At 64.9% G+C, this 23,585-nt stretch carries 27 protein-coding genes, 1 tRNA gene and 1 pseudogene; 11 read left to right on the forward strand and 18 right to left on the reverse strand.

Annotation, left to right across the window (positions count from 1 at the left end):
* Positions 1-206 precede the first annotated feature (206 nt).
* Positions 207-677, reverse strand: coding sequence for a hypothetical protein (locus tag AC3IT0_RS15890; protein ID WP_489320663.1), 471 nt, complete (start codon positions 675-677; stop codon positions 207-209).
* A gap of 228 nt (positions 678-905) precedes the next feature.
* Between AC3IT0_RS15890 and AC3IT0_RS15895 the strand changes: the two genes are divergently transcribed.
* Positions 906-2,105 (forward strand): acetyl-CoA C-acetyltransferase, encoded by a 1,200-nt coding sequence (locus tag AC3IT0_RS15895; RefSeq protein ID WP_489320664.1) that lies wholly within the window; start codon positions 906-908, stop codon positions 2,103-2,105.
* 16 nt (positions 2,106-2,121) lie between these two features.
* Positions 2,122-2,625 carry an aminoacyl-tRNA deacylase gene (locus AC3IT0_RS15900; protein ID WP_489320665.1) on the forward strand — a complete coding sequence of 168 codons (504 nt, stop codon included), beginning with the start codon at positions 2,122-2,124 and terminating at the stop codon, positions 2,623-2,625.
* Positions 2,626-2,743: 118 nt separating this feature from the next.
* Here AC3IT0_RS15900 and rplL read toward each other — a convergent pair whose 3' ends face one another.
* The 9 genes from rplL to AC3IT0_RS15945 form a co-directional block, all read right to left on the reverse strand.
* Positions 2,744-3,121: a 50S ribosomal protein L7/L12 gene (gene rplL / locus AC3IT0_RS15905; RefSeq protein ID WP_463857429.1), complete on the reverse strand. Its 378-nt coding sequence runs from the start codon at positions 3,119-3,121 to the stop codon at positions 2,744-2,746.
* A gap of 80 nt (positions 3,122-3,201) precedes the next feature.
* Positions 3,202-3,813, reverse strand: coding sequence for a 50S ribosomal protein L10 (gene rplJ, locus AC3IT0_RS15910; protein ID WP_354250539.1), 612 nt, complete (start codon positions 3,811-3,813; stop codon positions 3,202-3,204).
* A gap of 295 nt (positions 3,814-4,108) precedes the next feature.
* The gene (locus tag AC3IT0_RS15915) at positions 4,109-5,227 is read right to left on the reverse strand and encodes a GNAT family N-acetyltransferase (protein ID WP_489323822.1); all 1,119 of its coding nucleotides are present in this window, start codon (positions 5,225-5,227) and stop codon (positions 4,109-4,111) included.
* Positions 5,228-5,235: 8 nt separating this feature from the next.
* The gene (locus AC3IT0_RS15920) at positions 5,236-6,354 is read right to left on the reverse strand and encodes a GNAT family N-acetyltransferase (RefSeq protein ID WP_489320666.1); all 1,119 of its coding nucleotides are present in this window, start codon (positions 6,352-6,354) and stop codon (positions 5,236-5,238) included.
* A gap of 134 nt (positions 6,355-6,488) precedes the next feature.
* Positions 6,489-7,196: a 50S ribosomal protein L1 gene (gene rplA / locus AC3IT0_RS15925; protein WP_489320667.1), complete on the reverse strand. Its 708-nt coding sequence runs from the start codon at positions 7,194-7,196 to the stop codon at positions 6,489-6,491.
* A gap of 129 nt (positions 7,197-7,325) precedes the next feature.
* A complete protein-coding gene (gene rplK / locus AC3IT0_RS15930; protein ID WP_024365990.1) occupies positions 7,326-7,757 on the reverse strand; it encodes a 50S ribosomal protein L11 in 432 nt (143 codons plus the stop codon).
* Between the two features lie 130 nt (positions 7,758-7,887).
* Positions 7,888-8,772 carry a transcription termination/antitermination protein NusG gene (nusG, locus tag AC3IT0_RS15935; protein WP_489320668.1) on the reverse strand — a complete coding sequence of 295 codons (885 nt, stop codon included), beginning with the start codon at positions 8,770-8,772 and terminating at the stop codon, positions 7,888-7,890.
* 115 nt (positions 8,773-8,887) lie between these two features.
* Positions 8,888-9,172 (reverse strand): preprotein translocase subunit SecE, encoded by a 285-nt coding sequence (gene secE / locus AC3IT0_RS15940; protein ID WP_489320669.1) that lies wholly within the window; start codon positions 9,170-9,172, stop codon positions 8,888-8,890.
* Positions 9,173-9,253: 81 nt separating this feature from the next.
* A tRNA-Trp gene (locus AC3IT0_RS15945) sits at positions 9,254-9,326 on the reverse strand.
* A gap of 274 nt (positions 9,327-9,600) precedes the next feature.
* On the opposite strand from AC3IT0_RS15945, the gene AC3IT0_RS15950 reads away from it, so the two are divergent.
* Positions 9,601-10,818: a pyridoxal phosphate-dependent aminotransferase gene (locus AC3IT0_RS15950; protein WP_489320670.1), complete on the forward strand. Its 1,218-nt coding sequence runs from the start codon at positions 9,601-9,603 to the stop codon at positions 10,816-10,818.
* Positions 10,819-10,963: 145 nt separating this feature from the next.
* Here the strand turns inward: AC3IT0_RS15950 and AC3IT0_RS15955 are convergent, their stop codons facing one another.
* Positions 10,964-11,647 carry a LuxR C-terminal-related transcriptional regulator gene (locus AC3IT0_RS15955; RefSeq protein WP_489320671.1) on the reverse strand — a complete coding sequence of 228 codons (684 nt, stop codon included), beginning with the start codon at positions 11,645-11,647 and terminating at the stop codon, positions 10,964-10,966.
* The gene (locus AC3IT0_RS15960) at positions 11,644-13,071 is read right to left on the reverse strand and encodes an ATP-binding protein (RefSeq protein ID WP_489320672.1); all 1,428 of its coding nucleotides are present in this window, start codon (positions 13,069-13,071) and stop codon (positions 11,644-11,646) included. The genes AC3IT0_RS15955 and AC3IT0_RS15960 overlap by 4 nt, the downstream gene beginning before the upstream one ends.
* 124 nt (positions 13,072-13,195) lie before the next feature.
* Here AC3IT0_RS15960 and AC3IT0_RS15965 point away from each other — a divergent pair, with 124 nt between their 5' ends.
* From AC3IT0_RS15965 to AC3IT0_RS16000, 8 genes are all read left to right on the forward strand, one after another.
* Entirely contained in the window at positions 13,196-14,758 is a 1,563-nt protein-coding gene (locus AC3IT0_RS15965; RefSeq protein ID WP_489320673.1) for a PspC domain-containing protein, read from the forward strand.
* Between the two features lies 1 nt (position 14,759).
* Positions 14,760-15,050, forward strand: a complete 291-nt coding sequence (locus tag AC3IT0_RS15970; RefSeq protein WP_489320674.1) for a hypothetical protein — start codon at positions 14,760-14,762, stop codon at positions 15,048-15,050.
* A gap of 3 nt (positions 15,051-15,053) precedes the next feature.
* Complete coding sequence (locus AC3IT0_RS15975; protein ID WP_489320675.1) at positions 15,054-15,305, forward strand: PspC domain-containing protein; 252 nt, start codon at positions 15,054-15,056, stop codon at positions 15,303-15,305.
* Between the two features lie 71 nt (positions 15,306-15,376).
* On the forward strand, positions 15,377-15,595 hold the full coding sequence (locus AC3IT0_RS15980) for a response regulator (RefSeq protein ID WP_489320676.1): 219 nt from the start codon (positions 15,377-15,379) through the stop codon (positions 15,593-15,595).
* On the forward strand, positions 15,580-15,765 hold the full coding sequence (locus AC3IT0_RS15985) for a hypothetical protein (protein WP_489320677.1): 186 nt from the start codon (positions 15,580-15,582) through the stop codon (positions 15,763-15,765). The genes AC3IT0_RS15980 and AC3IT0_RS15985 overlap by 16 nt, the downstream gene beginning before the upstream one ends.
* The gene (locus AC3IT0_RS15990; RefSeq protein WP_489320678.1) at positions 15,762-15,902 is read left to right on the forward strand and encodes a response regulator transcription factor; all 141 of its coding nucleotides are present in this window, start codon (positions 15,762-15,764) and stop codon (positions 15,900-15,902) included. Before AC3IT0_RS15985 ends, AC3IT0_RS15990 begins: the two co-directional genes overlap by 4 nt.
* Before the next feature lie 97 nt (positions 15,903-15,999).
* Positions 16,000-17,025: an ATP-dependent 6-phosphofructokinase gene (locus AC3IT0_RS15995; RefSeq protein ID WP_489320679.1), complete on the forward strand. Its 1,026-nt coding sequence runs from the start codon at positions 16,000-16,002 to the stop codon at positions 17,023-17,025.
* A gap of 90 nt (positions 17,026-17,115) precedes the next feature.
* A complete protein-coding gene (locus AC3IT0_RS16000) occupies positions 17,116-17,832 on the forward strand; it encodes a GNAT family N-acetyltransferase (RefSeq protein ID WP_489320680.1) in 717 nt (238 codons plus the stop codon).
* Positions 17,833-17,851: 19 nt separating this feature from the next.
* Here the strand turns inward: AC3IT0_RS16000 and AC3IT0_RS16005 are convergent.
* From AC3IT0_RS16005 to AC3IT0_RS16030, 6 genes and pseudogenes are all read right to left on the reverse strand, one after another.
* Positions 17,852-19,353: pseudogene (locus AC3IT0_RS16005) on the reverse strand (DHA2 family efflux MFS transporter permease subunit).
* A gap of 3 nt (positions 19,354-19,356) precedes the next feature.
* Positions 19,357-19,797: an ankyrin repeat domain-containing protein gene (locus AC3IT0_RS16010; RefSeq protein WP_489320681.1), complete on the reverse strand. Its 441-nt coding sequence runs from the start codon at positions 19,795-19,797 to the stop codon at positions 19,357-19,359.
* The gene (gene ygfZ, locus AC3IT0_RS16015) at positions 19,797-20,879 is read right to left on the reverse strand and encodes a CAF17-like 4Fe-4S cluster assembly/insertion protein YgfZ (protein WP_489320682.1); all 1,083 of its coding nucleotides are present in this window, start codon (positions 20,877-20,879) and stop codon (positions 19,797-19,799) included. The genes AC3IT0_RS16010 and ygfZ overlap by 1 nt, the downstream gene beginning before the upstream one ends.
* Positions 20,880-20,915: 36 nt before the next feature.
* The gene (locus AC3IT0_RS16020) at positions 20,916-21,638 is read right to left on the reverse strand and encodes a flavodoxin family protein (RefSeq protein WP_489320683.1); all 723 of its coding nucleotides are present in this window, start codon (positions 21,636-21,638) and stop codon (positions 20,916-20,918) included.
* A gap of 65 nt (positions 21,639-21,703) precedes the next feature.
* On the reverse strand, positions 21,704-22,318 hold the full coding sequence (locus tag AC3IT0_RS16025) for a nitrobindin family protein (protein WP_489320684.1): 615 nt from the start codon (positions 22,316-22,318) through the stop codon (positions 21,704-21,706).
* 171 nt (positions 22,319-22,489) lie between these two features.
* Positions 22,490-23,257 (reverse strand): permease, encoded by a 768-nt coding sequence (locus tag AC3IT0_RS16030; protein ID WP_489323823.1) that lies wholly within the window; start codon positions 23,255-23,257, stop codon positions 22,490-22,492.
* Positions 23,258-23,585 lie beyond the last annotated feature (328 nt).

A 23,585-nucleotide genomic window follows, 5' to 3' on the forward strand; every position in this document is an offset into this window, starting at 1 on the left:
GCTATATGACCCGGGCCGGGGCTTTCCATACAATGACGTTGTTGACGGCACGTTGATGGTCAGCTGCCAGGCAAAGCCCACCGCTATATGAAGGCTGAAGGTAAACAGGGAAGACGCAAATATCTACGATACGGCAAAACCAATTACGTGTCTACCCCACAACCGGACTTATTGCAAGCACTGATTTTTTTGGCTCCTGGCCCGGGTCAGAGCCGCAGCGTAACGCCCGCTGCGGTGCATTCGTTGGCGTTGGCGAACACCGCGTCACGCACGGCATCCTTTGATTCCTGCTCGGGCACGCCACCCTTATCAACTGCCGACGAGTGATCAATGGCGAGGATCTTGAGCGACGCGAACAGGCCCACCAGGTTCCCGGCCACAGTGCCCTGGGCGTCGTCGGCGGCAAAGTAGATGTCCTCGTAGGCGTTCGAATCATCCTGGATGGCCTTGTAGTCGGCGTAAAGCGAGTTGAACGTCTCGCAGGCTCCCTTCACGCCGCCCGCCTGAGGCGCGGATGACGGGCTGGAAGAGCGCGACGGCGACGCGGTGGAAGGTGCGGAGGTGGACGCAGTAGGGGCTGCTGTTGAGGAAGTGCTGTCCGGCGCGGGAGTGGCAACGCTGCAGGCGGTGAGTCCGGCAAGGCTGGCCATGGCTGCCGCGGCGAGGACTTTCTTCAAGATGCTGCTCCCTGTTTTTTGCGTTGCTCTTTCGTCTTCGCCGTCCACCCTACGCACCGCCGCGAGCACGCGCACATCCGGCGGATGGGTAGTTCTCCCCTACTGGCCACGACCTGAGCACGGCCCGCACGAATGGAATCATCGACGCCCCTGCGGCGTTTGGATAAATAGGTGACGGGCCTCACGGTAGCCTTGGAAGTACATCGATTCAGAGCGGAAGAGATCACAATGGGCAACTCCAACGACAACACTGACGTGGTCATCCTGGCCGGTGCGCGCACACCGCAGGGCCGGCTCAACGGGCAACTGGCGAGCTTCACCGCCGTCGAACTCGGAGCGCACGCGATCCGGTCCGCGATTGCCGCGAGCGGCGTGGACGCCGGCCAGGTGGACGCCGTCATCATGGGCCAGGTACTGCAGGCCGGTGCCGGGCAGAACCCCGCGCGCCAGAGCGCCATCGGAGCGGGAATCGGCTGGAACGTTCCCACGGTCACCATCAACAAGGTGTGCCTGTCGGGGCTGACGGCGGTGATCGACGCCGCCAGGATGATCCGCAGCGGCGACGCCGCCGTGGTGGTGGCCGGCGGCCAGGAATCCATGACCCGTGCACCCCACCTGCTGCCGGGTTCCCGCCAGGGCTGGACCTATGGCGCCATCCAGGCGCTGGATGTCGCGGCGCACGACGGCCTCACCGATGCGTTTGACGGCCAGTCCATGGGCCTGTCCACCGAAACCAAGAACCTGACGCTGGGCATTGACCGGACCTCACAGGACAACGTGGCCGCCCACTCGCACCAGCGTGCGGCGCTGGCGGCGAAGAACGGCGTCTTCGACGACGAGATCGCACCCATCAGCGTCAAGCAGCGCAAGGGCGATCCCATCGTTGTCTCCGCCGATGAAGGCGTACGGCCCAACACGTCCATCGAGTCCCTGGCCGGGCTGCGGGCAGCCTTCGTCAGCGACGGAACCATCACCGCAGGCAACTCCTCTCCCCTGTCCGACGGCGCCTCCGCACTGGTGCTGGCATCGCGCCGGTTCGCGGAGGAGAACGGTCTGGAATACCTGGCTGTGGTGGGGAAGCCCGGACAGGTTGCCGGTCCGGACAATTCCCTGCATTCGCAGCCGTCTCACGCGATCATGAACGCCCTGCAGCGGGCGGAATGGAGCACCGCGGACCTGGACTTCATCGAAATTAACGAAGCGTTCGGTTCGGTCGCGGTGCAGTCGCTGAAGGACCTGGACTACCCGTTGGAGAAGTGCAACATCCACGGCGGTGCCATAGCCCTGGGCCACCCGATCGGGGCATCCGGTGCGCGGTTGGCGCTGCATGCGGCCCATGAACTCAAACGGCGCGGCAGCGGCAAGGCCGCGGTCTCCCTGTGCGGCGGCGGCGGCCAGGGCGAAGCGCTCCTGCTGTACCGGGACTGATAGTGGGAAGGGACTGATGGTGGGGCAGGTCCACAACGGGAGCGCCGCCGTCGGACGTCAGCGTTTCCTTGCTGACGCCGCCGCGCACGGCCTGGACGTGCAACTTGTGGAGCGGCTGGCCGCGCGGAGCCTCGAGGAGGCTGCCGGGATCCTGGGCATCACGCCGGCGGACATGGTGAAATCCCTGGTGGTCAAGCACAAGGACGGGACGTTCCTGTTCGCGCTGATTCCGGGCGACCGGCAGATCTCCTGGCCAAAACTGCGGACCCTGGTGGGCGTCAACAAGCTCTCCTTGCCGCCCGCGGACGTGGCCCTGGACGCGACCGGCTACGAACGCGGGACCATCACCCCGCTCGGCAGCACCACCGCCTGGCCGGTGTACGCGGACGCCACCATCGCCGGACGCAAGGTCTCGATGGGCGCCGGCGAACACGGCTACAGCGCCTTTGTGGACGCCGACGCCCTCACCGCAGCATTGGGCGCCGTCGTCGCCGATATCTCGGACCCCAACCCCATGTAGGTAGCAGTAAGTGTCGTTATGGGCGCTCAAAACGACAGTTAGTGCGACCTACTTTGGGTTAAGCGCAGGAAAACCCCGCCCACCGAAGTGGACGGGGTTTTCCGTGAAGCGGCGTGAGTTACTTGAGGGTAACGGTGGCGCCAGCAGCCTGGAGCTGCTCCATTGCCTTTTCGGCAGCTTCCTTGGTGACGCCTTCGAGAACAGCCTTCGGGGCGCTGTCAACAACGTCCTTAGCTTCCTTCAGACCCAGGGAAGTGATTGCGCGAACTTCCTTGATCACTGCGATCTTCTTTTCGCCAGCTGATTCGAGGATAACGTCGAATTCAGTCTGCTCTTCAGCTTCTTCAGCGGCGCCGCCACCGGCGGGGCCAGCAACAGCAACTGCAGCTGCAGTAACTTCGAAGGTCTCTTCGAAGAGCTTGACGAACTCGGAGAGCTCGATGATGGTCAGTTCCTTGAAAGCTTCAATGAGCTCTTCGTTGGTGAGCTTCGCCATGGTGTGGCGTCCTTCCTATAGGTGGTGCGTGGCGGCCTGGGCCATTGCCTTGACACCGGAGTCTGGTGGGTGAAGAGAAACTAGTTCTCTTCGGCAGCGGGTGCCTCGGCGGGTGCCTCAACACCAGCTTCTGCAACTGCTTCGGGGGCTTCATCTGCGGCAGGAGCTTCTTCAGCGGCGGGAGCCTCGGCAGCTGCCGGTGCACCGTTCGCTTCTTCAAGCTTGAGGCGCAATGCGTCAATCGTGCGTGCAGCGGCGGCAGCAGGAGCCTTGAGGATGCCTGCAACCTTGGCGAGCTGCAGCTCGCGGGACTCGAGCGCTGCCAGTGCAGAGACTTCGCTGGCGTTCAGTGCCTTGCCCTCGAAGTAACCGGTCTTGATGACCAGCTGCTTGTTGGCCTTGGCAAAATCCGTCAGGCTCTTGGCAGCTGCAACTGCGTCACCCTTGATGAACGCGATTGCAGTGGGGCCGGCAAGCTGGCCGTCGAATGCTTCGACACCGGCTTCCTTGGCTGCAATGGCGGTCAGGGTGTTCTTGACGACCGAGAACTTGGTGTCCTGGCCGAGAGAAACACGCAGCTGCTTGAGCTGTGCAACGGTGAGCCCACGGTATTCGGTCAGGACAGCGGCGTTCGATTCCTTGAAATCGTTAGCGATCTCAGCTACTGCTGAAACCTTTGTAGGCGTTGCCATAACCCTCCTTCCGGGGATAGTGCCGGTATGCGACGGTCCCCGCTCAGATGAGCTAAAACTAAAAACGCCCCGCGCAGATGCACGGGGCTTGGCTCAACACGGCTTTCACTGTGGAGCGTTGCTTCGTTCACCTGCGCCGGCCGCCCTATGTTCAGGGTCCTTCGTCCAGAAATACACTTGGCCTCCCGCACACAACTGCAGAGTTGAGCTGCGTTCAGGAGAGTGGATTTCCAACAACCGACGGTCTTTGGTAGTCCAAGCTTACGGGACGGGCCGCCGCAGCACCAAATCGGCCTCAGCTCTTACTCGTCCCCAGGTACGGGAGCTCCTTCTGCCAGATGCCGGTCACGCCGGCCGTGGTGAAGCCGAGCTGCTGGTTCACGGTCAGCAGGTACCTGTTCTCCGGCGCGTTCCAGGTGTAGATAACGCGGGCATCGGGGAACTGTTCGGTGAGCCGCTCCATGTTGGCCACCTTGATCAGCAGCCCCAGCTTGTTCCCGCGGTGCTCCTGCAGGACCAGGGTGTCATCCTGGAACACCACATCGGGCCGGTGGGCCAGGACGCTTATGGTGGTCAGGCCCACCAGGGCCCCGGTGGCCAGATGCTCGACGGCGGTGACCACCGTCCGCCTCCCCTGCGCGATGGTGACCTCTTCCGCTTCACGGAGGATGCCGCCGTCGAACACCATGTCCTGCTCAACGGGGGTCTCCAGGGAAGGGTCGACGTCGGCGCCCGCCTGGTTCTCGAGCACGGCCACGGCTTCCAGCCACTCATCCGGGCACCGGTCCGTCCAGTGGTGGAGCCGGTACCGCCCGTTGTTGGCTTCATCCGCCTCGACCTGGAGATCGGCCACCAGTTTGGTGTCCAGCGGCAGTGCACAGGAGCTGAACTGTTCGATGTGCTGGAGTGTGTAGCCGGTCCGGCGCGCGAATTCGACTTCCCGGCTGTCCAGCGGCACAAAGCCCTGGCCTGAACCCGGCACCAGCTGGGCCCTCTCAAACTCGTGCAGGGACGCGCCTGGATGGTTGGTGTCAACGAGAATCAGCGTGCGGCCCTCGCTGCGGGCCAGGTGTTCAGCCGCGAGGAGCAGCTTGCGGCCCACGCCCTGGCGCTGGAATTCCGGCAGGATGTCCAGGGTGAACTCCGCCATGTCCAGGTTGTCGGTCAGGGGCAGGGCGATGTCCACCGTACCGATGATTTGCTCCCCGGCCTTGGCTACCAGGATGACCTGGCGCTCATAGGGATCAGCCAGCTCAAGGAGCTTCTCCAGCGGTGTGTACGCGAGGTCATCGGTGCCCCAGGTCTGCATCCGGACCTTGCGGCCCACCTCAACGGCAGCCAGGAAATCCACTGCGTCAGGTGCGTCCAGGGTGTCCGGGATCCACAGCTGCTCGATCCGTACGTCTTCTGCCATCGGGTGCGTCATCCCAGCCGTTTCTGCCATTCGCCCTCATAACCAGCAGGTTTGAATCCAAGCAAATTATTTATCGCCAGCATATGCCGGTTTTCCACGGCGTTCCATGTCAGGACCCATCGCGCCGCGGGCCATCGGTGCTGGGCGGCGCGGAGGTTCGCCGCTTTGATCAGCAGTCCCAGCCGCTTCCCGCGGTGCCCGGAGGAGACCAGGGTGTCCTGCTGGGCAATGCTCGCAGGTATGCCCGGCCGCCAGTTCAGGACCGTGTAGGCGACGAGCTGGCCGGTGGGCCTGTGCAGCGCCGCCGCGACCTGGCTCTGCAGGCCGCTGCGACTGTTCGACTCCTCCTCCTGCCGGACCCTGGCAGGGTCCCAGTCCTCGGCTTCCCAGTCCATGCCGGCAATGGGCACATCCGTGCTCATCCGGTTCTTGAGGACTGCATATTCAGCCACGAGTTCGTCAGGACAGGTATCCGACCAGCCCACCAGGACGTAGCCGGTTGCCCGTAACGACGCCTCCGTCTCCAGCGTGTCGAGTTGATTCGCCGGGACCGGCAGCGTGAGCCGGCTGGCCCTCTCCACCTGCTCAAGTTCGTAGCCTGCACCGGCCGCAAAGGCCACGGCGGGATCATCTGCGGGGAGCCCGCCCGCGCCCGATTTGGCGGGGATCAGCCTGGCCGCGTTCTCCACCGGCCCGGCGGGCAGCTCACAGTAGGCATCCAAGGAAGTGCGGCCGCTTTCCACGGCCACAGCCTCGGCGTGCTCCAGCAGCCGGCGACCCCAACCCTGGCGCCGGAAGGCTGCCGCCACGTCCACCATGATCCCTGCCGTGTAGGTGTTCTCGCGGAGGGGCAGGGTGACGGAGCAGGTTCCCACGGTTTCCTGGCCCAGCCTCGCTATGAAGAGCCGGCGCTCCTCATACTCATTGCCGCGCCAGTACTCCAGACTCTCCATTGGCGTGGGGCAGCGGTCCAGGTCGCCCCATTTCTCCAACTCGTGCTTCTCGCGCAGGGCGTGGCACTCGTGGAAGTCCGTCACGCCGCCGGTGCCGTCGGCACTTTGGTCTGTCCCGGCGTCGAGCGCTGCAGGAATGGCGACTGCGGTGATCATCAGCTGCTGGCCGGTCATGCCCCATCCTAACCATCCGCACGGTCTGGTCGAGCGGGACCGTAGGGCTGCCGGGGTAAACCAAAGGACCGTCCGGCGCAGTGCCGGACGGTCCTTGGTGTGCCGGAACAAACCGGCTGAAGAGCTGTTGAGGACTAGGCCTCGGTCAGGACCTTCGTGACGTTGGGGTCGACGGTGATGCCGGGACCGAACGTGGTGGCCACGGTGGCCTTCTGGATGTAGCGGCCCTTGGAAGCGGACGGCTTCAAACGAAGCACCTCTTCCAGTGCTGCTGCGTAGTTCTCGGCCAGCTTGATGGCGTCGAAGGAGACCTTGCCGATGATGAAGTGCAGGTTCGAGTGCTTGTCGACGCGGAAGTCGATCTTGCCGCCCTTGATGTCGTTGACAGCCTTTGCGACGTCAGCGGTCACGGTGCCGGTCTTCGGGTTCGGCATCAGGTTACGGGGACCCAGGACCTTACCAAGACGGCCGACCTTGCCCATGAGGTCAGGTGTGGCTACGGCTGCATCGAAGTCGGTCCAGCCGGCTGCGATCTTTTCGATCAGGTCATCGGAACCAACGAAGTCGGCGCCGGCTGCGATTGCTGCCTCCGCCTTGTCGCCCGTTGCGAAGACCAGGACGCGGGAGACCTTACCGGTGCCGTGGGGCAGGATAACGGTGCCGCGGACCATCTGGTCAGCCTTGCGAGGGTCAACGCCCAGCCGGAAGGCAACCTCAACGGTGGCGTCGAACTTGGACGGGTTGGTGTCCTTGGCGAGCGTTACTGCCTCGAACGGCGCGTAAAGGTTCTCCGCGTCGATCTTGGCGGCTGCTGCCTCATATGCTTTGCTGCGCTTTGCCATGCTGCTTATTTCTCCTTGTGCAGTTGTGGTCTGCGGACCGCGCTGGGCCCTGCCACAGCCGAGGATCCTGCAAGGATCCTGCGGCATTTCAATGTTTCAGTGGTGCCGGTTTCCCGACGGTGAAGGCTATTAGCCTTCTACGGTGATACCCATGGAGCGGGCGGTACCGGCGATGATCTTCGCTGCGCCTTCGAGGCTGGTGGCGTTGAGATCTTCCATCTTGGTGGTGGCGATCTCGTTGACCTGGGCCTGAGTCAGCTTGGCAACCTTGACGGTGTGCGGGGTGGGTGAACCCTTGGCAACGCCTGCAGCCTTCTTGATGAGCTCTGCGGCCGGTGGGGTCTTGGTGATGAACGTGAAGGAACGGTCTTCGTAGACCGTGATTTCCACGGGGATGACGTTTCCGCGCTGGGCCTCTGTGGCAGCGTTGTACGCCTTGCAGAATTCCATGATGTTGACACCGTGCTGGCCAAGCGCAGGACCGATCGGCGGGGCCGGGTTAGCGGCGCCTGCCTGGATCTGCAGCTTGATGAGGCCGGTGACCTTCTTCTTGGGAGCCAATGTAAGGTCCTTCTCTCAATATCTTCCTGGGACACAGGAGCGTGCCTCAGGTTTTTGGCCGCCATGGCGAGGCGACCGGCCGTTCCGGGGCTGCTAAGCGGGCAGTCCGGAACGAATTCTGTGCGGGTAACTAGATCTTGCTGACCTGGTTGAATGCCAGCGTGACCGGGGTTTCGCGTTCGAAGATCGACACGAGCACCACGAGGGTCTGGGATTCCACCTTGATCTCGGAGATCGTGGCGGGGAGGGTCTCGAACGGACCTTCCTTGACGATGACCGATTCGCCGACCTCGAAGTCAACGTCAATCTGGGCGGCAGCGTGCTTGACGGGCTTGCCCTTTTCGGCCTGCTCCTCTTCGAAGACCGGCGCGAGCATGGAGAAGACTTCGTCGAGGCGCAGCGGCACCGGGTTGTGGGCGTTGCCCACGAAGCCGGTAACACCGGGAGTGTGACGGACGGCGCCCCAGGACGCATCCGTCAGGTCCATGCGGACCAGGACGTAGCCGGGAATGCGGACGCGGTTGATGACCTTGCGCTGAGCGTTCTTGATCTCAACGACCTCTTCCATGGGCACCTGGATCTCGAAGATGTAATCTTCCATGTCCAGGGTCTGGATGCGGGTCTCAAGGTTGGCCTTGACGCGGTTTTCGTAGCCGGCGTAGGAGTGGATGACGTACCAGTCACCCTCCTGGCGGCGCAGCTTGGCTTTGAATTCGTCGGCGGGGTCAACGTCGGCCTTGGCGGCCGCGGCTGCCAGGGCGTCTGCATCAGCGTCGTCGTCCTCCGAGTCGCCCTCAGCAGGTTCGCCTTCTACGGCGTCACCCTCTGAAACGGCATCCTCTGGGTCGTCGGAATCGTCTGGATCGTCGGAATCGTCGGCGGAATCGGCGTCGGCGGATTCGGGCGCAGCGGACTCAACTTCGGACTCTTCACCGGCTTCAGCCGTGGGGGCCGCCGTGTTGTCCGTGGACTCTTCCAGCTCAGTCTCGGTTACCTCGAGCTCCTGCTCAGACACTTGGTCTCCTGCTTCCTCATTGCCTAACATGCCTATTTAAATGGCTCAATTCCGCACACCGCGTGAATTCCTCCGGTTTCCCGGACAAGGCCACGCGGCCTGCGGACGAAGCGCCTTAGCGGTCCTGGGGAGCGATCCCGCCAAAGACCCAACTGACAGCGGTTCCAAAACCGAAGTCCAGCAGGCTGACGATCACCATCATGATGGCCACGAACACCAGCACCACGAGCGTGTAATTGATCAGTTCCTTGCGGGTTGGTGCAACTACCTTCTTCAGTTCGCCAATGACCTGGCGAATGAAGAGTGCAATACGAGCGAAGAAGTTTGCCTTGGCGTCCTTCTTGGCTGGGCGGCCCTTGGAGCTGCTGGCAGCTGTTTCGGTCACCTGGTCCTCGCTCATCTTTGCAATGTTGGATTACCCGGTTCTGATCAGAACCATGGTTACTGCGCGTGCTCCGGCATTCCGCCGGAACAGCTTGCGCAGGGCAGACAGGACTCGAACCTGCAACCTGCGGTTTTGGAGACCGCTGCGCTACCAATTGCGCCACTACCCTATGGATCAAAAACAGCATTCTGACGAACTTCCGCAGTTTTCACTGGGGCGCACGCAATCATCCGTGTTTTCAACACCGGAGAACCAGTCTACGCAACAACTTCGTCTACGTCGAACCAGCCTCATTCCGGACCGTCCAATCCGCCCTGGTGGGTGAGTTGACCTGCAGTCACATCCATGCCGGCAATCCGAACGATCCGCTGAACAGCATAGAGTAGATCACGTCGAATTCCACCATTCAGCCTCCCGGCTGCAAGCGAAGAACGGACCCTGCCATGTCTGCCGCCCGCGTTTCCCAGCGCATTTCCGCAATTGCCGAATCCGCAACCCTGGCCGTTGATGCCAAGGCCAAGGCGCTGAAGGCAGCTGGCCGGCCGGTTATTGGCTTCGGGGCAGGGGAACCGGACTTCCCCACTCCGGACTACATCGTCAAGGCATCCATTGAGGCTGCCAGCCAGCCCAAGTACCACCGCTACTCCCCCGCGGCCGGCCTGCCGGAGCTCAAGAAGGCCATCGCCGAGAAGACTCTCCGCGACTCCGGCTATGCTGTGGATCCGTCCCAGGTCCTGGTGACGAACGGCGGCAAGCAGGCCGTGTACAACACCTTCGCCACGCTGGTGGATCCGGGCGACGAAGTGATTGTTCCCACACCGTTCTGGACCACCTACCCGGAGGCCATCAGGCTGGCCGGCGGTGTCCCCGTTGAGGTTTTCGCCGGCCCTGAGCAGGACTACCTGGTCACTATTGAGCAGCTTGAGGCCGCTGTGACGGACAAGAGCAAGATCCTGCTGTTTGTCTCGCCGTCCAACCCCACGGGCTCCGTGTACAGCCCGGAGCAGGTGGCTGAAATCGGCAAGTGGGCCGCCGCCAAGGGTCTCTGGGTGGTCACCGACGAGATCTACGAGCACCTGACGTACGACGGCGTCCCGTTCACCTCCATCGCCACGGCAGCCCCGGAACTCGGCGACAAAGTGGTCATCCTCAATGGTGTAGCCAAGACTTATGCGATGACCGGCTGGCGTGTGGGCTGGATGATCGGCCCGGCCGACGTCATCAAGGCGGCCACCAACCTGCAGTCGCACGCCACGTCCAACGTTTCGAACATCATGCAGATTGCAGCCCTCGCCGCAGTCTCCGGACCGCTGACCGCCGTCGACGAGATGAAGGTGGCGTTTGACCGCCGCCGCAAGGCGATCGTTGCCGGCCTGAACGCGATCGACGGTGTTGAATGCCCGACGCCGAAGGGCGCGTTCTACGTCTACGCGGACGTCCGTGCGCTGCTGGGGAAGGAATTCCCGACGGCGGCAGGCACCGCAACGCCGTCGACCTCCGCCGAACTGGCTGCTTTGATCCTGGATGAGGTTGAAGTGGCTGTGGTTCCGGGTGAGGCGTTCGGCCCGTCGGGCTACCTGCGGCTCTCCTACGCCCTGGGCGACGAGGACCTGGCCACCGGCGTCGCCCGGCTTCAGGACTTCCTGGGCCAGGCCAAGTAGGCACGCTCTCTCACTTAACGCAGGAAAAACGCAAACGCTCTCTCACTCTCTTGAGGAGAGTGAGAGAGCGTTTGCGTTTAAGCCACAAGACGTGAGAGAGCGTTGGGGAAAAAGGCACATTAGGTGAGAGAGCGTTTGGGGTGGGTTAGAGCAGGCGGCGTTCGGCGGCCCACTTGGTCAGCTCGTGCCGGCTGGAGAGCTGCAGTTTGCGCAGCACCGCTGATACATGGGTTTCCACGGTTTTGATGCTGATGAACAGCTCCTTGGCCACCTCCTTATAGCTGTAGCCGCGGGCAATAAGGCGCATCACTTCGAGCTCGCGGGCGGAAAGCCTGTCCAGCTCGTCGTCGGCAATATCCGCCGGAGCCGTGCCGAAGGCGTCCAGCACGAAGCCGGCCAGCCGGGGCGAGAACACGGCGTCCCCGCCGGCCACACGGAACACGGCGTCGGTGATCTCGGCCCCGGAAATCGTCTTGGTGACATACCCCCGGGCACCGGCGCGGATGACCGACACCACGTCTTCGGCGGCGTCGGAGACGCTCAGGGCCAGGAACTTGGTGGTGGCCAGCAGCGCCGCGGAACCCGCGATGACTTCCCGGCCGCCGCCGCCCAGGCCACCGGGCAGGTGCACGTCCAGGAGCACCACTTCCGGACGCTCCTGCGCGATCACGGCGATGGCCTGCTCCACCGTGGCCGCTTCCCCGACGACCTGGATGCTCTCATCGAGGTCGGCCTTGAGTCCCGAGCGGAAGATGGCGTGGTCGTCCACGATCACCACCCTGACCGGCTGTGCGGGGCGGATGGGCCCGGTCCCCTGTACGTTGTTCATGATTTTCCTTCCGCGTTTTCCGTTTGTAGCGCCGGCATCCCCAGCCGCACCTCGGTGCCGTCCGGCGTGCTGGTGATGGAGGCGGACCCGCCGTGGCGTTTCATGCGTCCGATGATCGATTCGCGGACACCGAGCCGGTCTTCGGGAACATCCTGCAGATCGAAGCCCGGCCCCCTGTCCTTGATGAAGATTTCCGTACGGTCATCGGAAACTTCCAGGTAAACAGAAACGGTCCCGCCGCCGTGCCGGGAGGCATTGAGCATCGCCTCACGGCTGGCCTGGACAAGCGCCTCGTGGGATTCGGTCATGGCGGTGTCCCCGACGCTCACCACTTCCACGGCGTTGCCGAGCGAGTCCTCCACCTCGGCACCCACGGCTTTGATGCGGTCCGAAAGCTGGCCCGCCTCCTTGCCGGGGTCTTGGAACAGCCAGCTCCTGAGTTCTCGTTCCTGGGCCCGGGCAAGCCGGACGACGTCGTGCTCGTTTCCCGCCCGCCGCTGGATCAGGGCGAGGGTCTGGAGGACGGAGTCGTGCAGGTGGGCCGCGATCTCGGCCCGTTCCGTTTCACGGATACGGCCCGCACGCTCCGTTTCCAGGTCCCGCCAGAATTTGAGTGCCCACGGAAGCAGCACCAGCACCACGCCGCCCAGCACGGCCACCGACGCCAGCAGCGCCAGCCAGGTCTGTTCCCAGGAGCCGGAACCGGACACCATCACCAGCACGCCGGCGACCACCAGCGCCAATCCGGCGGCCAGACGCGCCCAGCCGCCAGCCTGATCGGCCTTGGTTTTGTCCACCAGCCCCGCGCGGCGGGTTTCGTCGAGCTGCATCCAGGCGATGGCTGCACCGCCCAGCACGGCGGCGGCGGGGATGAGGGTCTCCAGGGGCACGTCCACCCCCAGGAGCCGGGCAATCATGATGCCCGCCGCCAGGAGGAGGCCGGTGCCCAGCAGTATCTCCTTGCCATAGCGCATGCTGCGGACCCGGAACCACGGCGGCCGCACGGCGGCCCCGTACCCGGCACCGACCCCGTAGCCTGCACCGGGACCCCCGCCGGAAACACCCCCCGGGGCGGAAGCACCGGCGTCGGGGTTTCCCCGCCAGGGAGGGGCAGCGGCCGGGCCCGGCGACTGCGACGCCGGCGGAGGCACAGCGCTGAGTGCCGGGTCAAGGCTGACGGCCGGGGCAATGGGCGACGCCGGACGCCTGGCGTTGCGCCGGGCGCTTTCGTCTGCGGTGGGGACCATGATCCACAGCCACGCGTAGAAGGCCAACCCGGCGCCGCCGGCGAGGGATGCGAGCGCCATTCCGATCCTCACGCTTTTCACCGGCCAGCCCAGATGCGCCGCGAGGCCGGCGCATACGCCCGCGATGATGCGGTCGCTGCTTCGGACAAGCGGTGGGCGGGTGAGGGCGGTGGTCATGTGTCAATCCAAGCACGGATCAGGGTTCCCCGGACCCGATTCCGGACTGAACCGGGGGTGACTCAGGGGCGAGTCAGGGTGTTCCCCAGTAGAGCTGCGCCGCGCCGAACGGCAGGATCGAAGTATGAACTCCCAGACCCCCACCCCCGATGACGGCCAGCCCACGGAACCGCTCCCCCCACGCGACCCGGACCAGCCAACCGAACCCCTGCTGCCGCCCCCGGCTGCTTCGCAGGACACACCCCCGGCCGCCGGTCAGTATGACGTCCCGTATGCCGGCCCCTACGCCAGCCCGTCTTCGGGCCCGTATGCCAGCGCCAAGGCGCCGGGCCAGTCCAATGACTTCTTTACCTGGGTCCGGAGCCACGGCATCCAGCGCGGACGCGACCGGTGGATCGGCGGTGTCTCCAGCGGCATCGCGCACCGGATGGGCATTGACCCGCTGATTGTCCGCGGCATCTTCATTGTCCTCACGCTCTTCGCCGGAATCGGCGTCCTGCTCTACGGCCTGGCGTGGGCATTCCTTCCCGAACCCGACGGGCGCATCCATGTCCAGGAAGCCGGCGCCGGCCGCTGGTCCAGCGGCATGACAGGCGCGCTGATCACCACCGTGGTGGGGCTCACCGGGCTGGGCGGCGGATTCTGGGGCTGGAGCCGCAACGGCTTCGGCGGATTCCTGTGGACCGTCTTCTGGGTGGGCGGCGCCATCTACTTCATCTACTACCTGACCCAACGCAGCAAGGCCCGGAATGGAGTTCCCATGAACGCGACACCGCAGCCGGCCGGCGGAAACTCCGGTTACTCGGCCTCCTATCCCACAACCCCCTATGCCTCGCCGTTTGCGGCCACGGACTCTGCTTCGACCGGCACGTCCGGCACGTCCGGCACGTCCGGCACGTCCGGCAGCGCACCCTACCTTCCGATCCCGCCGTCGGGCGTCAACCCGCCTTACGGCGGTGGCAGCTACGGCGGCGGCAGCTACGGCGGGGGCGGCAGCGACGGCGGTGCCTACGGCGGCTACCAGCCACCGCAGGGCCCGGCCCAGGCCCCCAAGGTCCGCCCCTCCGGCCCCGGCGCCCCGGCAGTAGCCATTGCAGCTGGAACGGCACTCCTGGTGGGTGGCGGACTCAAGGCCCTGGATGCAGGCAATGTGATCAACCTAGGCGAATCCCCCAACGCGATCGTCTGGGCCAGCGGCGCAGCCGTCCTGGGCCTGGGCATCCTGATCGCCGGCCTGCGCGGCAGGACGTCCGGAATCCTCGGTTTCTTCGCCGTGGTTGCCCTGGTGATCGGCGGCATCTTCAACGTGGTGGGCAACGGCGACAGGGTCCGCTTCAGCCAGGTCGACTGGGCACCGACGAGCCAGCAGCAGGCGGCCGATGGCTTCAGCGTCACCGGCGGCCGGGGAACCGTTGACCTCACCCCATTGGCCGCGCAAGCCCCGCTGGACTCAGACGTCGTGGTTCCCCTGGACATCACGGCGAGCAACGTCACCGTGATCCTCCCCAGCAACATTCCCGTGGATGTGAGGGCAGACATGACGCTGGGGAACCTCAACGAAGGCACCAACCACCGGGGCGGCACTACCTCCCGGGAATCCAGCTACAACACCGACAAGCCAGGCGGCCACGTGATCCTCCGGATCGACGGCACCTTCAGCAACGTCACCATCCAGGAAGGGAACTGACATGAGCAACGTCAATCCGTCACCCGAGCCGTACACTCCGGAAAGCACGACGGCGGCCGGCCAGCCCGGTGCCGACGCAACACAGTCAGCCACGCGCGTAGGAACCGTGGTCTGGGGCCTGATCGTGATGGCGCTGGCCGCCCTGATCATCATCGCCCAGCTGGGTGTGGTGACCCTGAACGGCACCTACGTACTTATCGGCCTGATGATCGGCGCCGGCGCCGCGCTGGTGGTTGGGGGGCTGCTTTCGGCCCGAAAGCGTGACAATGAACCCACAACAGGGAAGTCTTGAACCATGGACAAGTTCTTCAGCATCGTCAGGGGCTTCGGCCTGAAGCGTGGACCCCAACGCTGGCTGGGAGGTGTGTGCGGCGGCATTGCAGCAAAGCTCAACGTGGATGTGGCATTCGTGAGGATCGCTTTCCTGGTCTTCTGCCTCCTCCCCGGCCCCGCCGTCGTCCTGTACGTCGCGGCCTGGCTGGTCCTTCCCGACCAGCAGGACTCCATCCCGCTGCAGAAATTCCTGGACCGCCGCTCCATCAGCTGACCTCAGGTAAGAAACCGCAAGGCCCCCGCCCCCGGAGAATCCTTCCCGGAGCGGGGGCCTTTCTGCTGTCCTTGTCCACCGGCCGGTGGACACCAGATTCAACCGCCGTCAGCCGGCTGCGCCCCGCCGTCGTACTCATGGACCTGCGGATGCCCGTCCTGGACGGCGCCGGCGCCACGGCGCAGATCCGGGACAGGTTTCCGGACACCAAGATGCTGGTGCTGACCACGTACGACGACGACTCCGACATCCTGCGCGCAGTGGAGTCAGGGCGGTGGGCTATCTCCTGAAGGACACGGCCGGCGACCGCATCATCGAGGCCGTGCTCGCTGCAGCGAGCGGTGAGACGGTTCTCGCTCCGCCGGTGGCGGCACGCCTGGTCTCGCGGATGCGCGAGCCTGAGCTGCCGCGGCTGACGGCCCGGGAGGTGGAGGTCCTTCGTTGCGTGGCGCAGGGTTGAGCAATCCCGAGGTGGCCGCGGCGCTCCACATTGCCGAAGCGACGGTCAAAACCCACCTGCTGCGGGTCTTCAACAAGCTGGACGTGGACGATAGGACCCGCGCCGTGGTCCTTGCCATGGAACGGGGCCTTTTGTAACCGGTTTGTGTCGTAACGCACACTGCCGACTACAATCTAGGTGAGCTCAGCGTGGCGCTCTGCCTGTAAACCTTCACACCAGGATTTGAGCCGAGACATGAAAATTGGAATTCTTACCAGCGGCGGGGACTGCCCCGGACTGAACGCTGTCATCCGCGGGGCCGTCCTCAAGGGCATCGCCATCCACGGCCACCAATTCGTAGGGTTCCTGGACGGCTGGCGCGGCGTCGTCGAGGGCGACATCGTCGACATCCCCCGCAGCATGGTCCGCGGTATTGCCAAGCAGGGTGGCACCATCCTGGGCACCTCCCGCACCAACCCCTTTGAAAACGGCGGCGGGCCGGAGGTCATCAAGGCCCACATGGACCGCCTCGGCATCGACGCCATCATCGCCATCGGCGGCGAAGGGACCCTCGCGGCCGCGAAGCGCCTCACGGATGTCGGCCTCAAGATTGTGGGCGTCCCCAAGACCGTGGACAACGACCTCGACGCCACCGACTACACCTTCGGTTTCGACACGGCCGTGCAGATCGCCACCGAGGCCATCGACCGGCTCCGGACCACGGGCGAATCCCACCACCGCTGCATGATCGCCGAGGTCATGGGCCGCCATGTGGGCTGGATTGCCCTGCACGCCGGCATGGCCGCGGGTGCCCACGCCATCCTGATCCCCGAGCAGAAGGTCAGCATCGAGCAGATCACCGAATGGGTCCAGGAAGCCCATGACCGTGGCCGCGCCCCGCTGATTGTTGTGGCCGAGGGCTTTGTTCCGGACCACATGGAGTCCGCGCACTCCGAGCGCGGCCTGGACACCTTCGGCCGGCCCCGGCTGGGCGGCATCGCGGACCAGCTCGCCCCGGAAATTGAAGCCCGCACCGGCATCGAGACCCGCGCCACCATCCTGGGCCACATCCAGCGCGGCGGCGTCCCCTCAGCCTTCGACCGCGTGCTCGCCACCCGCCTGGGCATGGCGGCGATCGACTCCGTAGTGGAGGGCTACTGGGGCACCATGGTGGCCCTCAAGGGCACCAACATCGAACACGTGAGCTTCGATAAGGCCCTGGGCCAGCTCAAGACCGTTCCGCAGAACCGCTACGACGAGGCCGCGGTCCTGTTCGGCTAAGCCTGATCAGCGCGAACGGACACTTGGGGCCCTCCGCTGTGGGGCCTCAAGTGTCCGTTCGCGCCTCGCTGTGCTGGGTAGGCTGGGGATATGACTCTTGCCCACGGTTCCGCCGCCATCATCCAGCTCGCTTGGGCCCGGCACTTGGGGCTCGACGACGGCGCTTTCGCTGCGTCGCTGAGTTCCGGCGAGCGGATGGTGAGGGCCGACGCCGCTGCAGAGACTGTGGAGTTCGTCAGGCTGTTCGGCAGCTCGGCACTGGTGGGACCGCAATGGGTCATTGACGCCGCGGCAGGAATTCCCGACGAGGAGATGGCCCAGCATGTGACCCTCCTGACCCTGACCCGGTCCCACGGGGGCCATGGCCTGGGCTCGGCGGCGTTGTTCTTCGCAGACGACCTGCCCCTGCGCCAGCCCTCCGAAGAGCTCACTGTGTCCCATGGAAACCCGGAGGCGATCGAGCTGGAAGGCCTTTGCCCGCCGGACGATGTCAACGAAGCGCACCTGTCAGAACTCGAGAACCGGTACACGATCCTCCACGAGATGGACGGACGGCGTGTTCCGGTGGCCTGCGGCGCCTACGGGGAATGGGAAGGACTTCTCGCGCAGATGGGGGTCCTGGTGGACCCCGAGTGGCGGCGCCGCGGGCTGGGATCCGTGGCCGCATCCATCGCCGCCCACGAGGCGCTCGTGGCGGGCCTCACCATCCAGTGGCGTGCTGAAGTCAGCAACACCGGGGCGGTGGCCCTGGCGCGGCAGCTGGGACTGTCCGCGGGCGGCATCCTGACCAGCGTGCACCTGGGCTGACGGCGCCTAGGACGCCTCCCTAGGACGCCCGGTTGGCGCCCTCTACGGCCGGAGCCGCCGCTTGACCGCCCCAGCCCGCCACCGCCTTGGGCTTGGCAAAGAACATTGCCACGGCTGCGCCCACGAGGATCACCCCTGCGGGAAGCAGGATGGACTGGCCCATCGCCGTCGAGAATCCCTCATGGAGCGCCTCGGGCAACAGGCCGGAGAACTCCATTCCGCCCGCCCCGGGACCTTGCGCCGGAAGCTCGGCGGCCAGGCGTGACTGGATGAGCACGGCGATGGCCGCACTCCCCAGTACCGCGCCGATCTGGCGGGTGGTGTTGTAAACCCCGGAGCCTGCCCCTGCCTGTCGCGGCGGCAGATTGCGCGTGGCCGTGGAGCTCAGGGGCGCCCAGATGCCGGCATTCGCGAACCCGAGGACAGCACTGGGCAGGAGGAAGAGCAGGATGGGTGTATCCGGGTGCATCAGGGCCGAGTTCCAGAACAGCGCCACGGCCATCAGGACCAGCCCGCCGGCCGTGATGTACTTCGGATTGACGCGGTCGATGATTTTGCCCACCACGGGTGCCAGGCCACCGGAGATGAGGGCCATGGGAACCATCATGAGCGCCGACTGGTGGGCGTCATGCCCCGCACCAGCTGGTAATAGAAAATGAGCGGCAGCGCGAAGGCGGTCACGGTGAAGCCAACGGTGGTGATCCCGATGTTGGCCAAGGAGAAGTTGCGGTCCCGGAACAGGCCCAGCGGCAGGAGCGGCTCGCCCTTGTTGAAGCGCTGCCAGAGAATGAACGCCCCAAGCACCACTAACCCGGCGATGATGAGACCCCAGACGCTGATGGGGCCAACGATGGTCCCCCAGTTGTACGTCTCGCCTTCCTGGATGCCGAACACCAGCAGGAAGAGCCCGACGGCGCTGAGCAGCACACCCGGGATGTCGAATTTATGGGGGTGCGTGCTGAGGGTGGGGACGAACCGCCAAGCGAGGATGAATCCAACGATGCCGACCGGCACGTTGATGAAGAAGATCCATTCCCAGCCGAGGCTGTCCACGAGCAGGCCGCCCAGGATGGGTCCCACCAGCGTTGCCAGGCCCGCGGTGGCGCCCCACAGGCCCATGGCGGCGCCCCGGCGGTCCGGCGGGAAGATCCTGGTGATCACCGCCATGGTCTGCGGGGTCATGATGGCGGCACCCAGACCCTGGAAGATCCGTGCGGTGATCAGCGTCTGGACGTCACCGGCCAGTCCGCACCAGAGGGAGGCGAGGGTGAAGACCACGAGGCCGGAGAGGTAGAGCTTCTTGGGTCCGAAGCGGTCGCCGAGCCGGCCAGTGATCAGCAGCGGGACTGCGTAGGCCAGCAGGTAGGCGCTGGTCACCCAGATCACCGCGTTGATGTCCGTTCCCAGCCCCTCCATGATGCGGGGGTTCGCCACCGAAACGATGGTGGTGTCGATCAGGATCATAAAGAACCCGATGACCAGGGACCAGAGTGCCGGCCAAGGCCGCGCTACATTCTCCAAGCCTCAGTTGCCCAGCAGGTCGAGGATGTCCGTACGGGCGAACATCTGCGCGGCAGCCCGGGCGGAGGGGCTGCCGGCGTCGGGATCTGCACCGGCAGCCAGCAACACCCGGGACACGTCCGTGTACCCCTTGAATGCTGCACCGGCCAAGGGCGTCTGGCCGCGGTCGTTGGCCGTATTGGCCTCCCCGCCGTGCTCAAGGATCAGCTGTACGGTCTCCGCGTGGCCGTGGTAGGCGGCCAACATCAGGAGTGAATCGCCCGCGGTGTTGGTCATGGTGGCGGGCGCCCCGGCGTCCAGATAGCTGCGGAGCAGACTGGTGTCCCCCTCCCGGGCAGCCTGGAAGAGCCGGTGTGCCAACGCCACGGCCTCGTCGTCGGGAGTCGTGGCATCGGCTTTGGCGGCGCCGGGCGTAGCGGCGCCGGGTGCGGTGTTCTCGGTCATTAGCGGGTCCCCCTCAGGAATCCAGTCTGGCGCCCCACTACCTGGCCGGCGTCGGGAGCAACAATTACTTCCTGGGCAGCGATGTAAGGCTCCTCGCCGTCCAGCACGGTCAGCATCTCATCCGGTGCGACGGACCGTTTGATGACGGCCAGCGCCACCGGGCCCATTTCGTAGTGCTGGGCCACCGAGGTCACCGTTCCCACCTTCCGGTCGCCGAGCATGACCTGGCTGCCGGGCGCCGGCATGGTGTGCTGCGATCCGTCCAGCTGCAGGAACACCAGGCGCCGCGGCGGATGGCCCAGGTTGTGCACGCGGGCGATGGTCTCCTGGCCCTTGTAGCAGCCCTTGGACAGGTGCACGGCGGTGCGGAGGAGGTCCAGTTCGTGCGGAATGGTTTTGTCGTCGGTTTCCGCGCCCAGCCGCGGGCGCCAAGCGGCAATTCGGAGGGCTTCCGCCGCCATCACTCCGGCCAGTGCGCGGTCCGCCACAGTTTCCTCAAGTGCAGCGGCCGGGACGAGGTACTCGATCCAGGGCCGCTCCAGCCCGGGGTGCCCGTCCTCCGGAACCACGGCGTAGGAGTAGCCGCCGGCGCCGACGTGCGGCCACGGATCGCGCCAGGCCAGCAGTCCGGACCATTCCTCCACAGCCTTGGTGGAGCCGAGCACGGCCCAGTCGGCGGAGACGTCGGTGACCTCGACACGCAGCATGAACTTCATTTTGGTCAGCCACTCAGCCAGCGGTGCAGCCTCGGCGGCCTCAACAATCAGCCAGGTGGTCCCGCCGTCGTCCACTACGCGGGCGTCAAATTCGATCCGGCCCTGGACACTCAGCAGGAGCAACTCGCTGGACTCCCCCGGCTGCAGGCCGGTGACCTGCTGGGAGGACAGGGTGTTCAGCCAGCTCAGCCGGTCCGGACCGCTGACGGTCACCACGCCGCGGTGGGAGAGGTCGACGACGGCGGTACCGGCTGCGAGGGCGCGCTGCTCACGCAGCGGCTCACCGTAGTGGGATGCGACGCCGGCGTCCGCGCCGGTGGCCTCGACGGCGCCCGGGCGCGACAGTAGGGGGCTGGGAGTAGTCATACTGGGGGAACGTCCTTAGGTCGGTGGGTATTCCGGTTAGCGGTATTCCGGGTTCTCGAAGTCGAAGCGTGTTCCGGCTTTCCATTCTTCAGGAAGATTGCCGTACGCGGGAATCCCGCCGGCGTCCTTGAGCATCCGGGCGAAATGCAGCAGGTTCCACGTCATAAAGGTGGTGTTGCGGTTGGTGAAGTCGGATTCGGGCCCGCCGGAGCCTTCGTCAAGATAGCTGGGGCCTGGTCCAACCGGGCCGATCCACCCGGCGTCGGACTGGGGAGGGATGGTGAAGCCGACGTGCTGCAGGCTGTAGAGGACGTTCATGGCGCAGTGCTTGATGCCGTCCTCGTTGCCGGTGATCAGGCAGCCGCCAACTTTGGGGTAGAACACCCATTGGCCCTTGTGGTTGAGTTCCCCCGAATGGGCGTAGAGCCGTTCGATCAGCTTCTTCGTCTGGGAGGAGTTGTCGCCGAGCCAGATGGGACCGGCAACCACCACAATGTCGGCTTGGTCAACAGCCGGGTACAGTTCCGGCCACTCGTCCGATGGCCAGCCGTGCTCGGTCATGTCGGGGTAGACACCGCTGGCGATGTCGTGATCGACGGTCCTGATCACGCGGGTGCTTACGCCCTGCTTCTCCATGATGAGGCGGCTGACGTTGATCAGGCCCTCGGTGTTGCTGGTCTCCGGCGACCGTTTCAGGGTGCCGTTGAAGAACACAGCCTTCAGGTCGCTGTAATCCGTGGAGTTTTGCGGTGCAGCCATGACGCTCCCTTGATTCACTCGTGGGTGAAGCCAAGTCTACTGAGGATCGGTGGCACGGCAGGGCGTCAGGAAACCTTTTTCAGGAAAGCCGAGGCGTGCGCCTCGAGGCCTTTGCCGGGCTGCGACATTCCGCCGGTGGCCACGTCCCAACGCCAGAGCAGGTTGCCGTCCACCAGGCCGAAGATCCGGGTGGCCGCGCTGTAGTCCTTGGAATGGCTGCCGCGCATCACCATGTCGGTGGTGAGCTGGATCTGCGGGCCCTTGATCTGCCCGTAGTAGAGCTCAGAGATCGCGCCGGGATGTGAGATGGACACCGAGATATCGAACCCGCCGTCTTTGTTGCGCAGCGCTTCGACTTCGTCGGCGCTCTTGAGGGCGGGAACAATATCGGCCGGAATCAGGCCGGGTCCGCCGTCGGCATCCAGTTGTTTGCGCTCCAGCGCCCAAAAACCGGTCTCAACTGTCAGCGGCCGCAGGCGCGTGCCGTCGTCGTCCGTTAACCAGCTCTCCGCCCGATACTGAAGGTACGGCAGGCCGTTGTGCGTGAAGGAGACATGCTGGAGGAAGTGTTCCGAGTCCTCGTCCCCGCTGCCGAGCCGGCCGCTGCCTTCCCACTCACCAATGAGCCAGGAAAGCGGAACAAGTTCGGGTGTCAGGTCTGTAGGAATTTCTATCGGCACGGCAATTTACCTCAGGAAAACGCTAGCTCGTTGAACGGGTTTACTTCTGGCCTTTGAAGAGGCGGTAAACCACAAAGCCGGCGAACCAGGCCATGGACAGGCTGGCGATGCCGAGCAGGACGAGGAAGAAGATTTCAAATGCAAGTACGGACATGATGCCATCCTAACCGGTTAGTAGATGAGTAGTTTGTCTATGAAGTAAGCCAGGGAGCCCACGGCCGAAACCGGCGCAAGCCCCATGCTAACCGCAGCCAAAAGATTCAGCGGACCGCCGCGGAGTGTTACGAGGCGGCGGAAGCTGACCAGCACGGCGCCCACCACAACGCCGAAGATCGCCGCCGGCAGAACGGCAATGTCGGAGAAGACCAGGCCAGCGAGCGGCCCGGCAAGTCCTGCCATCACGATGCCGAGGGGAGCCACGATGCTGTCCGGCCAGCGGATCAGGCCGGCCAGCAGCGCCACGGCAGCGCTGATGGCTGCCACCAGGAGCATCTCGCGGACGCCGTTGAAGCGCGCGCCCGCAATCCAGCCTGCCCCCAGGCACGAGAGGAGCACTCCGGCGCAGCAGCCCAGGGTGGATTCAAGCCGCTGGGCCTGGCCGGTGCCTCGGATGAGCTGCACCACAAACACGGCCATCATTCCCAGCGCCAGAAAGGCAGGCGTCCAGTCCAGGAAACCCGGGGCGGGGACAAAACCGGCCGCGAGCGCCGATCCGACGCCCGGCAGCGCAATGACGGCTGCAAGGGTCTTTTTAGCGGGAATCCGGAGGAAGTGGGGCCAGCCGATGCCTACCGCTACAGCAATCGCCGCGGCGACGCCGATGAGTGCCTCGCGTGAGATGTAGACGCCGGCGATGATCGCTACGAGTCCCGCCACTCCGACCACACCGATGACCCACGAGCCCAGTGATTTTGCCGGAGCCTGCACCTCGGCGGTCATCGGGAACCCGGCCTGCCGGTTCGCTTCGGCTTCGACTCTGCACTCAATTCGTGGCATCCCATTCTGGCTGTGGATCCGGCGGCTCTGCCTTCGGTGTCAGGGCGTTCTGCCCCACGGCTCAATCCTGCCTTATATGACCCGGATATGTCGCAAAACGAAGGATTGCAGGGGCGGAATCCATGCCGTGGTGCAGGCCGATGGGTATACTCAGAGTTCAGCTACGCTCCCTGCTGCGGATGCCGGCCGGACAGATTCTTAGTCGGCCAAGTCCGCTGCAGTGAGATAGTACCGGCCGGTGAAAACCCGGTTCAGTCGCCCGAAGATGCGC

The sequence above is a fragment of the Pseudarthrobacter sp. KH_020_B genome, assembly GCF_057840185.1.

Excerpts from the sequence above, each read along its gene's own strand:
- AC3IT0_RS15970 (WP_489320674.1), top strand. The coding sequence starts at position 14,760 with ATGAGCAACGTCAATCCGTCACCCGAGCCGTACACTCCGGAAAGCACG.
- AC3IT0_RS15895 (WP_489320664.1), top strand. The coding sequence starts at position 906 with ATGGGCAACTCCAACGACAACACTGACGTGGTCATCCTGGCCGGTGCG.
- AC3IT0_RS15900 (WP_489320665.1), top strand. The coding sequence starts at position 2,122 with ATGGTGGGGCAGGTCCACAACGGGAGCGCCGCCGTCGGACGTCAGCGT.
- AC3IT0_RS15915 (WP_489323822.1), bottom strand. The coding sequence starts at position 5,227 with ATGGCAGAAGACGTACGGATCGAGCAGCTGTGGATCCCGGACACCCTG.
- rplA (WP_489320667.1), bottom strand. The coding sequence starts at position 7,196 with ATGGCAAAGCGCAGCAAAGCATATGAGGCAGCAGCCGCCAAGATCGAC.
- AC3IT0_RS16000 (WP_489320680.1), top strand. The coding sequence starts at position 17,116 with ATGACTCTTGCCCACGGTTCCGCCGCCATCATCCAGCTCGCTTGGGCC.
- secE (WP_489320669.1), bottom strand. The coding sequence starts at position 9,172 with ATGAGCGAGGACCAGGTGACCGAAACAGCTGCCAGCAGCTCCAAGGGC.
- AC3IT0_RS15975 (WP_489320675.1), top strand. The coding sequence starts at position 15,054 with ATGGACAAGTTCTTCAGCATCGTCAGGGGCTTCGGCCTGAAGCGTGGA.
- AC3IT0_RS15955 (WP_489320671.1), bottom strand. The coding sequence starts at position 11,647 with ATGAACAACGTACAGGGGACCGGGCCCATCCGCCCCGCACAGCCGGTC.
- AC3IT0_RS16020 (WP_489320683.1), bottom strand. The coding sequence starts at position 21,638 with ATGGCTGCACCGCAAAACTCCACGGATTACAGCGACCTGAAGGCTGTG.
- AC3IT0_RS15995 (WP_489320679.1), top strand. The coding sequence starts at position 16,000 with ATGAAAATTGGAATTCTTACCAGCGGCGGGGACTGCCCCGGACTGAAC.
- rplJ (WP_354250539.1), bottom strand. The coding sequence starts at position 3,813 with ATGGCAACGCCTACAAAGGTTTCAGCAGTAGCTGAGATCGCTAACGAT.
- ygfZ (WP_489320682.1), bottom strand. The coding sequence starts at position 20,879 with ATGACTACTCCCAGCCCCCTACTGTCGCGCCCGGGCGCCGTCGAGGCC.
- rplL (WP_463857429.1), bottom strand. The coding sequence starts at position 3,121 with ATGGCGAAGCTCACCAACGAAGAGCTCATTGAAGCTTTCAAGGAACTG.
- AC3IT0_RS16010 (WP_489320681.1), bottom strand. The coding sequence starts at position 19,797 with ATGACCGAGAACACCGCACCCGGCGCCGCTACGCCCGGCGCCGCCAAA.
- AC3IT0_RS15920 (WP_489320666.1), bottom strand. The coding sequence starts at position 6,354 with ATGACCGGCCAGCAGCTGATGATCACCGCAGTCGCCATTCCTGCAGCG.
- AC3IT0_RS15950 (WP_489320670.1), top strand. The coding sequence starts at position 9,601 with ATGTCTGCCGCCCGCGTTTCCCAGCGCATTTCCGCAATTGCCGAATCC.
- AC3IT0_RS16030 (WP_489323823.1), bottom strand. The coding sequence starts at position 23,257 with ATGACCGCCGAGGTGCAGGCTCCGGCAAAATCACTGGGCTCGTGGGTC.
- AC3IT0_RS15965 (WP_489320673.1), top strand. The coding sequence starts at position 13,196 with ATGAACTCCCAGACCCCCACCCCCGATGACGGCCAGCCCACGGAACCG.
- AC3IT0_RS15960 (WP_489320672.1), bottom strand. The coding sequence starts at position 13,071 with ATGACCACCGCCCTCACCCGCCCACCGCTTGTCCGAAGCAGCGACCGC.